The following is a 12,411-nucleotide window of genomic DNA, read 5'->3' on the forward strand; positions in this document are numbered from 1 at the left end:
ACGCGCCCTCGCCAGCGAATGTCTTGTGGGGGATTGGGTTGCTCGGATAGATCAACTGCAGATCGGTTGATCTGCGACTGGGTTGCAGGGCCCTTGCCCGCCGACCATCGCGGGACACGCCGTGAATCCGTCCCTGGAGGCTCTTATGCGGCATCCATGCCGCATGAGGTCCCGCGACGGTAGGCGGGCGATGACCAGTCAAGATGGTCGGTGCGCATGGGGCAAGCAAGACGAGACATGGGTTGATCAGATTACTGCGTGCCACCGGCTTCCCATCGCAAGCCGCCCCGCAGACGGGATTTCAAGAAAGCAGCCGAGCAACTGTCTGGTGCGTGCCCTTACCGCTTGCGGGTTCGACCTATCCCAGTCGTCGACTATCGGGCATTCGACGACTGGGGAGACCAAACTGCAGCCCGACTCAACCGTTGAGCGTGCCCAGATCCTTGGCTGCAGCCTGCGCGCCTTCCAGGCTGTCGAAGGCAACGCCGGTGTCGCCGACCACATACTTGGTCAGCTCGCCATCGCGAGTGGTTTCCTGCATCTTGAAGATCGGCACTGCATCGGTGCCGCCGACGCGTTCTTTCTGCGTTGTCATGGTGATTCCTCCAGGGAAAGTGCCTTGCACGGGACCGGATGGCGCCGCGGCTCCCGCTTGGGAGCACAGACCACCCGACCCTAGCGCGCCGCCCGGTGCAGGCGCGTGAATCCATTGACGAGTCCGATTGCCACGGCGCCCGGCACCGTCATTTGCAGAAAATCACATCTGCTTCGCCCCGCGGACGCGCGCAACCCACGCGTCTGTCGTACATTCGCGACGTGCAGCCTCATCAGACCACCGTCACTGTCTCCGCCGTGCTCTTACGGCATGCCCGCGCGCGGCGCGAATATGCTGTGCCGTTCGTGGGGCGATGCGTGTCAGCGCTGCCCTGCGCGGGCTGTTGTGCGTGAGCACGCCTCCACGCAGATGTGGGTGGTGAGGTGAAGCGTCAACGCATCATCAGTCTGACCGTGTTGCTGGTAGTGCTGTGCGCAACGCTTCCGGTCAGCCTGTCCTACTACCTGGCATGGCGGCTGGCGCTGGACCGCGAGGAAAGCAAGCTCGCGCAGCTCGCGGCATTGTCGATCCGGCGCACCGAAACCGCCTTCGACGAGGCACATGGCGCGCTCTTGAGCATGGGCGCATCGCAGCTGCAGCCCTGCTCCCCATCACATCTGGCGCAGATGCGTGCACTGGTGCTGGCCAGTCACTACATCGTCGAACTGGGATACATCCAGCAAGGCCGGTTGCGCTGCACTTCGTGGGGGCCATCGCCGGAGGCCGTTGCACACACCACTGCCGACTTTGTGGTCAAGCGCGGCATCGCGGTCACCACGCGGCTGCGTCCGCTGGCCAATCCGCAACACACGCTGATGGCCCTGCAGCTGGAGGACTACAACGCCCTGATCAATCCGACCACGCTGGCCGACATCAATCTGCCGCCCGGTCTGCAATTGGCGATCGGCACGCCGGACGGCCAGATACTGAGCAGTACCGGCACCGCCGCCGAGCAGCTGCTGACCACACTGCCGAGCGATGCATCCGGCACCGGGGCACACGCCCAGGCATTGTCCGGCCGCGGCCGCCGCGGCGACTGGGCCGCGGTCGTCACCGAGCCGGTGGCCTATCTGCGCGGGCCGCTGGCGGCTGCACGGCTGCAGGTGGTCCCGGTCGGCATTGCGCTGGCGCTGCTGTTGGTCAGCGTGGTGATCTGGGTATCGCGGCGGCGGTTGTCGCCGCTGGCGCGGCTGGAGATCGCCGTGCAACGCAACGAGTTCGTCGTGCATTACCAGCCGATCATCGCGCTCGACACAGGCGCCTGCGTCGGTGCCGAGGCGCTGGTGCGCTGGCAGCAGCCCGATGGCGTGCTGATCCCGCCCGACGCCTTCATTCCGCTGGCCGAAGAAAGCGGCTTGATCCTGCCGATCACCGATCTGGTGGTGGCCGAAGTCATCCGCGACCTCGGTCCGACCCTGGCGACCGACCCCTCCCTGCACGTGGCCATCAATGTCTCCGCCGAAGACATCAAGAGCGGTCGTGTGCAGACCGTGCTGGCCCAGGCGCTGCACGGCACCAAGGTGGACAGCGGGCAGTTGTGGGTGGAGGCGACCGAACGCAGCCTGATGGACATCGAAGCGGCACGCACCACCATCACCCATCTGCGCGGTGCCGGCCACACGGTGTCGATCGATGACTTCGGCACCGGCTATTCGAGCCTGCAGTATCTGCAAGGGTTGCCGCTGGACGCACTGAAGATCGACAAATCGTTCGTGGATACCATCGGCACCCACTCGGCCACCAGCGCGGTAACCTCGCACATCATCGACATGGCCAAGACGTTGCAGCTGCGCACCATTGCCGAAGGCGTGGAACGGCAGGAACAGCTGGACTATCTGCGCGCGCACGGCGTGGATCTGGCGCAGGGCTGGCTGTTCTCGCGCGCGCTGCCAGCCACCGGCTTCATCGCCTACCACGCGCTGATGCGTGGCGTCGCGCACTGACCGGCGCCAGTACGGCGCCCTGCACTGACCTGGACCGTCAGGACGCGCAGTCGACCAACAGCCACGGCGATCCAGGCACTGCAATAAAACGTTGTGCGCGCACGGCATGCTCGAATCGCAGCGCAGGTGCTGATCTCACCCGCACGCAAGCTCAAATTGCCCGACAGCGTATTGCCCGAGCTGGCGCTACCGCTTTGCGTTCACCTGCCGCAAGCACCGATGCTGAGCACCCGGCAAGGCGCAATCTCGTGTGGCGATCCGGCAGGGACTGACTGCACCCCAAAAAAAAGGGCCGCCAATGGCGGCCCTTTCGATCAGGCGCTTTGCAGGGCGCCTTCGCGTTGGCGACGTACCGGCTTGGGCCGGCTCGGGAACGCATGCCGCACGATCCGCCACATTACCTGGCCAAACTGACGCGGCAGCGAGCCGGTGTTGTAGTGCTGGCCGTAGCGCGCACAGATCTGCTTCACTTCGACCGCGATCTGCGCGTAACGGTTGGCCGGCAGGTCCGGGTAGAAGTGATGCTCGATCTGGTGGCTCAGGTTGCCCGACAGCACGTTCATCAGCTTGCCGCCGGTGAGGTTCGAGGAACCCCGCAGCTGACGCAGATACCAGTGACCGCGCGACTCGTTGCGGATCGACTCCTTCGGGAACACTTCCGCATCGGCGGTGAAGTGGCCGCAGAAGATGATCACGAAGGTCCAGATGCTGCGCAGCACGTTGGCGGCGAGATTGCCCAGCAGCACGGTCAGGAAGAACGGGCCGGCCAGCAGCGGGAACACGATGTAGTCCTTGAGCATCTGGCGGCCCATCTTGCGGCCGACCGGCAGGAACGAGGCGCGCAACTCGGCCGCCTTCATCTTGCCGGCGAACCAGCGGCCCAGGCGCAGGTCCTGGATCGCCACGCCCCATTCGAACAGCAGCGCGAAGAACACCGCCACGAACGGCTGCAGCAGGTAGAACGGGCGCCAGCGCTGCTCGGGGAAGATGCGCAGCAGGCCGTAGCCGATGTCATCGTCCATGCCACGCACATTGGTGTAGGTGTGGTGCTTGAAGTTGTGCGTCTTGCGCCAGTTGTCGCCGGTGGCGACGATGTCCCACTCGTAGGTGTTGCCGTTGAGCTGCGGGTCGCCCATCCAGTCGTACTGGCCGTGCATGACGTTGTGGCCCAGCTCCATGTTCTCCAGGATCTTGGACAGTGTCAGCAGCACCACGCCGGCGATCCACGCCGGGATCAGCACGCTGTGCACGAACGCGCCCAGGAACAGCAGCGCGCGTCCGGCCACGCCGGTCCAGCGCACCGCCGCCACGATGCGGCGGATGTAACGCGCATCGGCGGCGCCGACCTGGGCCTGCACGCGGGCGCGGATGGCATCGAGCTCGTTGCCGAAGGACTGCAGTTCGGCAGCGGACAGGGCACGGTTATGGACTCGGCTCATGAAGATTCCTTACAGATCCAGGATCAGGTCAGTGCTCGGGGCACTGATGCACAGGCGGACCTGTGCGGTGGGTTCGTTGCTGCGCTCACCGGTCAACAGGTGACGCGTGGTGCCGGCCTGGCGCGCGCAGGCGCAGCTGTTGCAGATGCCCATGCGGCAGCCGTGTTTCGGCCGCAGGCCTTGCGCTTCCAGCCCTTCCAGCAGCGACTGGCCGCGCGGCAGGGTCAGCGTACGGCCGCTGCGTGACAGCTGGACCTGCACCTCACCGGCTTCGCCGTCGTCCAGCACCGGCACGCTGAAGGCTTCGGCCTGGAACGCGGCCACGCGGCCCTGCAGGCGCGCGCGCGCCGCCTGCACGAAACCGCCCGGGCCGCAGACCATCACATGACGCTGGTCCAGATCGGCGACCTGCTCCAACGGATACGTATCAATGCGCGCAGCCGGCGTGGCGCCTTCGCGGGTGGTCAGCAGCCGCACGCGCAGGCGCGGATGGGCGGCGGCCATCGCCTCGAATTCCTCGACGAAACACGCTTCGTCACGCCGGCGCACCCAGTACAGCAGGTCCACGTCCATCGGCATGCCGGCCTGCGCGGCGGCCTGCAGCAGCGCGCGCATCGGGGTGATGCCCGAGCCGGCAGCCAGCAGCAACAGCGGTGTCGGGGTGGTCGGCAGCAGCATGTCGCCGAAGGCCGGATCCAGCGACACCACCGTCCCGATCGGCGCAGCGCCGGCCAGGTAGCGGCTGACCAGCCCGCCCTCGATCGACTTGACGGTGATCGCCAGGCGGCCATCGGCCAGCACGGTCGGGCTGTAGCTGCGCAGCAGGCGGCGGCCGTCGATCTCCACGCCCAGGCTCACGTGCTGGCCGGCCTGCAGGCCCTGCCAGTGGCCATTGGGCCGCAGTACCAGGGTCACCGCATCACGGCTGGCCGCGGTGCGCGCGACCAGGCGGGCCATCGGCCGTTCCAGGGTCCACAGGGGGTTGAGCCGAGTTGCCCAGAAGTCGAACAACTGCGGCGACACCAGCCGGCGCGCCAGACGCGTCGGCAACGGGGACTTGGACTTGGACTTGGGGTCAGATGCCAGGTTCATGGATCGCACTATACGCATGCATGCACAGCCGTGTATACAGTTGTATATCGATCAGAGGAGCTATGATTCAGGCCCACGCCCGGCTACCGCCTCATGACCTCCATCGCCCTGCCTTCCCACGACGCGCCGCCGTCACGCAAGCCGGCGATTTCACGTGAGGACCTGATCGCCGCGGCGCTGTCGCTGATCGGACCGCACCGCAGCCTGTCCACGCTGAGCCTGCGCGAAGTGGCACGCGAAGCCGGCATCGCGCCGAACAGCTTCTATCGCCAGTTCCGCGACATGGACGAGCTGGCGGTGGCCTTGATCGATCTGGCCGGGCGTTCGTTGCGCACCATCATCGGCCAGGCCCGTCAGCGCGCCACCTCCACCGACCGCAGCGTCATCCGGGTGTCGGTCGAAGCCTTCATGGAACAGCTGCGTGCCGACGACAAGTTGCTGCATGTGCTGCTGCGCGAAGGTGCGGTGGGCTCGGATGCGTTCAAGCAGGCAGTGGAGCGCGAGCTCAGCTATTTCGAAGACGAGTTGCGGGTGGACCTGATCCGCCTGGCCGCCGCCGACAACGCCAAGCTGCATGCACCGGCGCTGGTGTCCAAGGCGATCACCCGGCTGGTGTTTGCGATGGGCGCGGTGGCGATGGACTCGCCGCCGGAAAAAGATCCCGAATTGATCGAACAGATCTCGCAGATGCTGCGCATGATATTGACCGGCGCACGCACCCTGGGCACGCACGGCGGGTGACGGTGGTTTGACATCGGGAAGCAACCTGTCGGCCCCACTTTCATCAGTGTCGCTTGGCTGCCAAGTGATGCGGGCCGGCTGGCTGCGTACGGATTAAATCGCACTTACGCACCGTCAGTGCGTCGATGGCCGCGGTCATGGGGGCGCAGTCCACCTGCATTGCCACGTTGCGCGTCGTTCAAGCACCGATGCATAGAACGATTTGCACGTGCTGCGTTTCGCGCAGAGAGCCATAAATATCGATCGCTGACACATCTGCAGCGCCTGCTTGCCTAAAAAATATTTCAATTACCTGCAGGGCGATACGGTCGCACTTTATGCAGACCACCGCTGTAGAAATACGCTTGGCGTTATCAGCTAACGACTTGGTAATCCATATACGCCAGTGACGTAACGCCACCCTCGGTTAATCAAGAGACCTGCGGTGCGCCTTTGCTTCATCGCACTGTTGCAACTTGGTGTCAGCAACCTCATCCATAGTGACGGATGCATAGTTCAGTCTTGTCGCGACGGCACTCACATCCAAGCACACGCGTTTCACTCCCGTCTGGCCAAGGTGGCGCCACGTTCGCGATCTGTATCGACAGTCGCACCTACAGGCACACCGGAGACGACATGAGCAACCACGACACCCCTCTCGACAAGCAGGACCGCAAGGCCGAAGCACAGGATCTGAATCGTGATCCGATCTCCGGTGCACCCGGTTCGCATCCGGTGGGCGTGGGTGTGGGCGGCATCGCAGGCGGCGCTGCCGCCGGCGCGCTGGCCGGCACGGTATTTGGTCCGCTGGGCACCCTGATCGGTGCTGCGGTGGGCGTGGTGGCCGGCGCCGCAGCAGGCAAGGGCGTGGCAGAGCGCCTGGACCCGACAGTGGAAACCGAATACTGGCGTCAGGAGCATCAGAACCGTCCTTACTACAAGGAAGGCACCGATTACGACCGCGATTACGCCACCGTCTACGGCTTTGGCCTGCAGGCGCGCGAAACCCGTCCGACCAGCACCTGGGAAGAAACCGAAGCCACCCTGGCCGGCGAATGGCCGCGCAATCGCGGCGAGTCGCGGCTGGAATGGGAAGACGCGCGACTTGCCGCTCGCGATGCCTGGGAGCGTGCCGATCGCACGCACAGCGTCTATCGCGAGGGCGATACGCACTACGAGGGCCGTTTCGACAGCGCAAGCTATCGCGACGCCGAGTATTCCTACGACGATTATCGTCCGGCCTATCGTTACGGCATGCAGGCGCGTCAACAGCATGCCGGCCGCCAGTGGGACGACCATCTGGAACGCGACCTGGGCGATGGCTGGGACCGTTTCAAGTCCAATTCACGCCTGAGCTGGGAAAAGGCCAAGCACGCAGTGCGCGAAGCCTTCGATTCGGAACATCACGACGAAGCGGCACGTCGCAACCCGACCGACCCGCGCGTTTAAGTCACTGCGGCATGGCCCCAGGTCGTGCTAAAACGCAAAACAAGCCGCGCTGAAGCTTGAAAAAGAACGGGCCCGATGGGCCCGTTCTCTTTTGTCGAAAGCACCGCCAGACCTGAGGCGCCTCGGCGAACGCACCACTCAACTCGAATTTTTCTCCACTGCACGGATGTCGCCACGGAATTCGTGCGCACCCTGCCCTGGCGATGGCACCGCATCGCTCTGCTGCTTGAGCATCTGCTTGCGTGCGGCCACCACCTCCTTGGCCAGGGCGATGCGCCGACCGACCACCATTTCGGTCAGCCAGTCGATCAGCATGCGCGTGTATTCCTGCTGGTGTTCCTTGACGCTCAATGCGTGATCCGCACCGGCAATCACGCGCGCGCTCAGCGAGCGCGCATTGACAAAGGCATCGGCGTAATTGCGCAATACCGGATGCGGCACGATCACATCGTGCTGCGCCTCCACCAGCAGCACATCGCCCTTGTAATCGGCGCAGGCCGCCAAGGCGATATTGTCGTCGGGGGTCAGGACGCGTTGCCGGTAGTCCATCAACTCCGGATCGGCGTTGAGGCTTACCTTGGGGCGGTCCCAGTGCTCGTCCTTGTACAGCGCGGGCGAGCGTAACGCCAGCCATTCCACCGGGCGTTCTCGCGTCAGCAATGCGGACAGGTAGCCACCGTAGCTGAGCCCGACCACGGCGATCGACTGCGGATCGACATACGGCAGGCCGGCAAGCTGATCGTAAGCGGCCTTGATGTCGTCCAGGTTCTGCGCGCGTGTCACGCTCTGGCGCATCGACGCGTAGCCTTCGTGTCCGCGCAGGTCGAAGGTCATGCAGATACAGCCCAGGCCGACCGCTTCGCGCGCGCGCACCAGGCTGTGATGCTGACTACCGCCCCAGCCATGCACGAACAACACAGCCGGAATGCCAGTGGGGGTAAGCAAGGTGCCGCTGAGTTCGTCCTGGTCGACCGGGATCTGAATGCTGGAAAGTTTGGCTTCCATTACGTGGTGGATACCCTCCTGTATTTGAAGCGCGGACCCGGCCCGGGGCGGTCGGCACGGTAGTAGATCTGCGCATCTGCGGGCGGTTCGCCCTGATAGATCTCATGCGTGGAGGCGCGTACCCACTGCAGGCTGGCGTCATCCTGAAAGCTGGCGATCGCGGCGAGCTCGGCCGGTGTCGCGCCACCCACGCGCCAGGATTGCTCCAGCACACCGCAGACCGCACCAGCCTGCCCATCGTCGCCGCTGACCACATCGTAGTTGCGCCGCGAGATATGCAACCCAGGATAGGCCGCGGCGATGAATCGATCGTATCTGCAGGCTTGCTCGACCACGCGCTGTTACAGGGACGGTAGCGCGGTCATGGCCAATGCCTCGAGCGATCCGCGATACACGTGCAGCGATGAGCCGCCATAGACCTCTTCGCCCTGCGCATTGCGCACGCTGCATTGCGTGCCGTAATAGGCAATCTGGACGCCAGCAACGCACAGCTCGCCCACGCTGTGCGTCACTGGCTGCAGGATATTGCTCTCCAGCACCGCGCCATGCGTACCCAGATAGGCCTGCGGCAAGCTGTCCAACACCTGCGTCAGTTGCGCTGCATCGGCAATACGCCATTGGCCGTTGCCACCCACGCCGGTGGGCAACTTGAGTCGCACGCCGCCTTCCGGGAGCAGGGTCTCCAGCGCACGTAGGGCATCGATACGCGAAAACACCGTATAGCCGGCCAGTGTGGCCGGAATCAGCGCGGTGGCCAGCGCCTGGTTCCACCCGACGATGCTGACTGCATGGTCGGCAATCAGCGGGTGGCCGATGACCTTGGTCGCCAGGAAGGCATGCGGCACGATGCCGCCCAGCAAGTCCGCAGCATCATCGATACCGAGTCCATGCGCCTGTTCCGACGTCAAGGTCTCATCGGGCACATGAAACACGGTCTCCGGGACCGCGTGCTCTGAGACAGCGCCATTACTGGCGTGCCTTGTGCCGCGCGCGCCCAGCAACCGTGCGATTTCGTCGCAGACCCAGGCATGCGTAACACGCTCATGACCGTACTCGGGTACCGGTCGGGTGACGTGCCCCACGACCTGGCAATACTGCTTGTGCGCCATCACGTCTCCCCTCGCAGCGTCGAGCCGCGTGCCGTTGTGGCTTGTTCAAACAGTTGAGACACGTGCAGGCGTTCGTGCGGCACCCCGTGGGTACCGGAAAAAACGGCTTATTTCAGCGCCAGGTAGAACGCAAACACAATCACAAGGACGACGATCAAGCTGATGGCGACACGTCCCCCACGTAGTTCTACCAGGGCATGCCACCACACGCGTGCTTCTTGGGTACCACTGGCGGCTTGCGGCTTACGACTGCTTTCGCTGTCCTGCATCCTGAGTACTCTCATCTCCCTAATGTGATCCCACATCCTAAGCATCAGACGTTACACAAGTGTGGAACGATTCAGAATCTTCCGTAAATTGCGGCATTGCGTACGTGTTTTTTCTAAAGCATCAGCGCAGCACATTCACCGCTTCACAATGGCAACTGGAACACACTTGCAGCTGACCGCTCGGGCAATGCAATCGATTGCTGGCTGTTGCTCACCATAGCGATATGGCTTGAATCGCAGGCGCGCATTGCGTGCGACGCGGTCTGCACACGCAGCGTGTAGATGCGCAGACGAAGCTGACCAATTAAGCACGCGCTGCCGTCGTCTGGTCGAATAGTCGGGTTCGATGATCATTCGTTGACATAGCCGCAGCTACCCTGCACGTCAAGTTTGTTTAACCCGGACCACGCGAAGTCATGAGCAGAGACCCATCCGTCATCGATGTACAGGCCGAAATCGCGCATTGGCAGGCGCGGCACGCACAGGGCAACCTGGGTGCAGGCAAGTTCAGCGAATTGTCCCCGGTGGTGAAAATGGCCTGCGATATCTATCTGCAAGCCCCGCGTTCGAGCGATCAGGAACGTCTGCGCCTGTTTCGCGACCGCCTGGAGCATCACTTCATTTCATCCAGCACACAGTCCAATTACGAGCAATTGGCCACCGATTGCTGGCAGCGGCTGGGCACCCGCAATAGTTGAGCAAGACCGTTCCTCATTGGAGAGCATCATGAAAACCCCGTATCAAGTGCAGCAGGAGCTGGAACGATTGGAGCGGTTGGTTCCGCACATCGTCAGCGACCAGGGCGACCGCGCGGAGGACATCCTAGGCTTCCATGTCGCCAGCTTGCTGGGCAGTGCCCCGGCCAGCGAACACGCGCTGATTCGCGAGCGCACCGCGCGCATGGCGCGCGTGTGCCGCACCGCGCAGGACACCGTGCGTACGCCGGCCAGATCGCTGGGCCTTGGCGCAGTGGCCCAGCCACAGCTGGCCTGATCGGCCAGCGCCGATCCACGCATCACCGGAGCCGCGCAGCGGCTCCTTTGCATTTCACCGTCGGCAGTGTTGGCCGCCTCTTCCCAGGACCTCCATGAAATCCCTTCTTGTCGCGACATCGCTCGTCGCCGTGCTTTCCCTCACTGCCTGCGATCGCCCCGGCGGCGATGCGTCGCGGACTGCGCCGGCAGTGTCGCCGGAACCGACTGCCGCCCCGGTCAGCGGTACCGGCGCTGCCGAACTGGCCAAGGGCGATCCCGCAGTGCTTGGCGTGCTGGCGGCGCTGGATGAAAACGAGATCGCGCTGGCCAAGCAGGCCATCGCCCAGGATCTGGGGGGTGCGACCGACACATTCGCCAAGCAGCTGCTGCACGACCACGAAGCCAACCTGGAAAAGAGCAAGGCGCTGGGCGCCACCGATAGCCCCCGCGCCGATGCAATGCGCGCCAAGGGCAAGGCGGCAGTGGATGCACTGGCAAAGACAGCGACCCTGCCCGATGGCAAGGACGCCTACCGCAATGCCTTCCTGCGCACGATGGTCAGCGACCACGGCGACACCATCAAGATCATCGATGCCGAACTGCTGCCCGCCGCCGAAAGCGCGCCGGTCAAGCAGCATCTGGAAGAAAGCCGGCGCGTGGTGTCGGCGCACTTCGAGCGTGCCCACGCGGTGTCTTCCTCGCGCTGAGCCTGGCGCACCGTCTGCAAGCATCCAGCGCGCCGGCCTGTCCGGCGCGTTTTCGTTTGGCCCTTGCCGATCGAACGCGTCCTTCACCCGCCCGCCGTCCTGGTGCCACACGCGGCCACCGCAGTGCATGGGCGGCTGCGACTTCACCCTGCAGCGGGCGGCGCTGGCCTATCGTGCCGCATCGATTCGGCGCAGGAATGTCACATGCAGTTGCTCATCACCGGCGGCACCGGCTTCATCGGCCAGGCCTTGTGTCCGGCACTCCTGCAGGCCGGGCACCAGGTCAGCGTGCTGACCCGCGACCTGCGCCGCGCCGGGCGCAGCCTGCCCGGCATTACCGCGATAGACACGCTGGACGGCGTGCATGCCGATGCGGTCATCAACCTGGCCGGCGAACCGCTGGCTGCCGGCCGCTGGACCGAGGCGCGCAAGCAGCGTTTCCGCGCATCGCGCCTGGGCATCACCCGCCAGCTGCATGCCTGGATCGCGCAGCAGCCGGCCGAACAGCGCCCGTCGGTGCTGATTTCCGGCTCGGCGGTCGGCTATTACGGCGAGCGTGGCGACAGCGTCCTCATCGAGGCAGACCGTGCCGGCGACGATTTCTCCGCGCAGCTGTGCCGCGACTGGGAAGCCGAGGCGGCCAGCATCGCCGCACTCGGCCCACGCGTGAGCTGTGTGCGCACCGGCATCGTGATCGACCGCGATGGCGGCGCCCTGGCCCGCATGCTGCCGGCGTTCCGCTTCGGCGGCGGCGGCCCGTTCGGCAATGGCAGGCACTGGATGAGCTGGATCCACCGGGCCGACATGGTGGCCTTGCTGCTGTGGTTGCTGGAGCACGGCCAGGCCGGCGCCTACAACGCCACCGCACCGACCCCGGTCACCAATGCCGAATTCGCGCGCACCCTGGCCCACGTGCTGCATCGCCCGGCGCTGCTGGCCCTGCCGGCCGGCCTGCTGCGACTGGGCTTTGGCGAGATGGCCGAGCTGCTGCTGGTCAGCCAGCGCGTGCTGCCACAACGCGCCCTGGATGCCGGCTTCCACTTCCAGTATCCGCGCCTGGAAGCGGCGTTGCGCGCCATTCTGCAGCGCTAGCGCCTGCGCTGGCCTGG

At 64.8% G+C, this 12,411-nt stretch carries 11 protein-coding genes and 1 pseudogene; 7 read left to right on the plus strand and 5 right to left on the minus strand.

All coding sequences use genetic code 11. From position 1 onward, the window contains the following. Window positions 1-418: 418 nt before the first annotated feature. Window positions 419-595 carry a hypothetical protein gene (locus tag LL972_RS10410; RefSeq protein WP_010374782.1) on the minus strand — a complete coding sequence of 59 codons (177 nt, stop codon included), beginning with the start codon at window positions 593-595 and terminating at the stop codon, window positions 419-421. Between the two features lie 383 nt (window positions 596-978). On the opposite strand from LL972_RS10410, the gene LL972_RS10415 reads away from it, so the two are divergent. Continuing rightward, window positions 979-2,538, plus strand: a complete 1,560-nt coding sequence (locus tag LL972_RS10415; RefSeq protein WP_228327539.1) for an EAL domain-containing protein — start codon at window positions 979-981, stop codon at window positions 2,536-2,538. 314 nt (window positions 2,539-2,852) lie between these two features. On the opposite strand, the gene LL972_RS10420 is transcribed toward LL972_RS10415, so the two are convergent. Continuing rightward, a complete protein-coding gene (locus LL972_RS10420) occupies window positions 2,853-3,977 on the minus strand; it encodes a fatty acid desaturase family protein (protein ID WP_228327540.1) in 1,125 nt (374 codons plus the stop codon). Window positions 3,978-3,986: 9 nt separating this feature from the next. Next, window positions 3,987-5,069, minus strand: coding sequence for a ferredoxin reductase (locus tag LL972_RS10425; protein ID WP_228327541.1), 1,083 nt, complete (start codon window positions 5,067-5,069; stop codon window positions 3,987-3,989). Between the two features lie 93 nt (window positions 5,070-5,162). Here LL972_RS10425 and fabR point away from each other — a divergent pair, with 93 nt between their 5' ends. Both fabR and LL972_RS10435 read left to right on the plus strand, forming a co-directional pair. After that, a complete protein-coding gene (gene fabR, locus LL972_RS10430) occupies window positions 5,163-5,810 on the plus strand; it encodes an HTH-type transcriptional repressor FabR (RefSeq protein ID WP_010374793.1) in 648 nt (215 codons plus the stop codon). Between the two features lie 615 nt (window positions 5,811-6,425). After that, complete coding sequence (locus LL972_RS10435; protein WP_228327542.1) at window positions 6,426-7,238, plus strand: hypothetical protein; 813 nt, start codon at window positions 6,426-6,428, stop codon at window positions 7,236-7,238. A gap of 138 nt (window positions 7,239-7,376) precedes the next feature. Here the strand turns inward: LL972_RS10435 and LL972_RS10440 are convergent, their stop codons facing one another. Beyond that, window positions 7,377-8,243, minus strand: coding sequence for an alpha/beta hydrolase family protein (locus tag LL972_RS10440; protein WP_228327543.1), 867 nt, complete (start codon window positions 8,241-8,243; stop codon window positions 7,377-7,379). Continuing rightward, window positions 8,243-9,352 (minus strand): annotated as a pseudogene (locus LL972_RS10445) (DUF3182 family protein). Before LL972_RS10445 ends, LL972_RS10440 begins: the two are co-directional and overlap by 1 nt. Window positions 9,353-10,037: 685 nt before the next feature. Between LL972_RS10445 and LL972_RS10450 the strand changes: the two are divergent. The 4 genes from LL972_RS10450 (at window position 10,038) to LL972_RS10465 (ending at window position 12,394) form a co-directional block, all read left to right on the plus strand. Next, a complete protein-coding gene (locus LL972_RS10450; protein ID WP_016902660.1) occupies window positions 10,038-10,319 on the plus strand; it encodes a hypothetical protein in 282 nt (93 codons plus the stop codon). Between the two features lie 28 nt (window positions 10,320-10,347). After that, window positions 10,348-10,614, plus strand: a complete 267-nt coding sequence (locus tag LL972_RS10455; protein WP_164739212.1) for a hypothetical protein — start codon at window positions 10,348-10,350, stop codon at window positions 10,612-10,614. A 94-nt stretch (window positions 10,615-10,708) separates the two neighbouring features. Beyond that, window positions 10,709-11,302 carry a DUF4142 domain-containing protein gene (locus LL972_RS10460; protein ID WP_228327544.1) on the plus strand — a complete coding sequence of 198 codons (594 nt, stop codon included), beginning with the start codon at window positions 10,709-10,711 and terminating at the stop codon, window positions 11,300-11,302. 204 nt (window positions 11,303-11,506) lie between these two features. Then, window positions 11,507-12,394 (plus strand): TIGR01777 family oxidoreductase, encoded by an 888-nt coding sequence (locus LL972_RS10465; protein ID WP_228327545.1) that lies wholly within the window; start codon window positions 11,507-11,509, stop codon window positions 12,392-12,394. The last annotated feature ends 17 nt before the right edge of the window (window positions 12,395-12,411 follow it).

The sequence above is a fragment of the Xanthomonas campestris pv. asclepiadis genome (genome assembly GCF_020784175.1).
GTDB lineage: Bacteria > Pseudomonadota > Gammaproteobacteria > Xanthomonadales > Xanthomonadaceae > Xanthomonas > Xanthomonas campestris_D.

Coding starts and splice junctions, on each gene's coding strand:
- LL972_RS10410 (WP_010374782.1), bottom strand. CDS start 595: ATGACAACGCAGAAAGAACGCGTCGGCGGCACCGATGCAGTGCCGATC.
- LL972_RS10465 (WP_228327545.1), top strand. CDS start 11,507: ATGCAGTTGCTCATCACCGGCGGCACCGGCTTCATCGGCCAGGCCTTG.
- LL972_RS10450 (WP_016902660.1), top strand. CDS start 10,038: ATGAGCAGAGACCCATCCGTCATCGATGTACAGGCCGAAATCGCGCAT.
- LL972_RS10455 (WP_164739212.1), top strand. CDS start 10,348: ATGAAAACCCCGTATCAAGTGCAGCAGGAGCTGGAACGATTGGAGCGG.
- LL972_RS10435 (WP_228327542.1), top strand. CDS start 6,426: ATGAGCAACCACGACACCCCTCTCGACAAGCAGGACCGCAAGGCCGAA.
- LL972_RS10425 (WP_228327541.1), bottom strand. CDS start 5,069: ATGAACCTGGCATCTGACCCCAAGTCCAAGTCCAAGTCCCCGTTGCCG.
- LL972_RS10460 (WP_228327544.1), top strand. CDS start 10,709: ATGAAATCCCTTCTTGTCGCGACATCGCTCGTCGCCGTGCTTTCCCTC.
- LL972_RS10420 (WP_228327540.1), bottom strand. CDS start 3,977: ATGAGCCGAGTCCATAACCGTGCCCTGTCCGCTGCCGAACTGCAGTCC.
- fabR (WP_010374793.1), top strand. CDS start 5,163: ATGACCTCCATCGCCCTGCCTTCCCACGACGCGCCGCCGTCACGCAAG.
- LL972_RS10440 (WP_228327543.1), bottom strand. CDS start 8,243: ATGGAAGCCAAACTTTCCAGCATTCAGATCCCGGTCGACCAGGACGAA.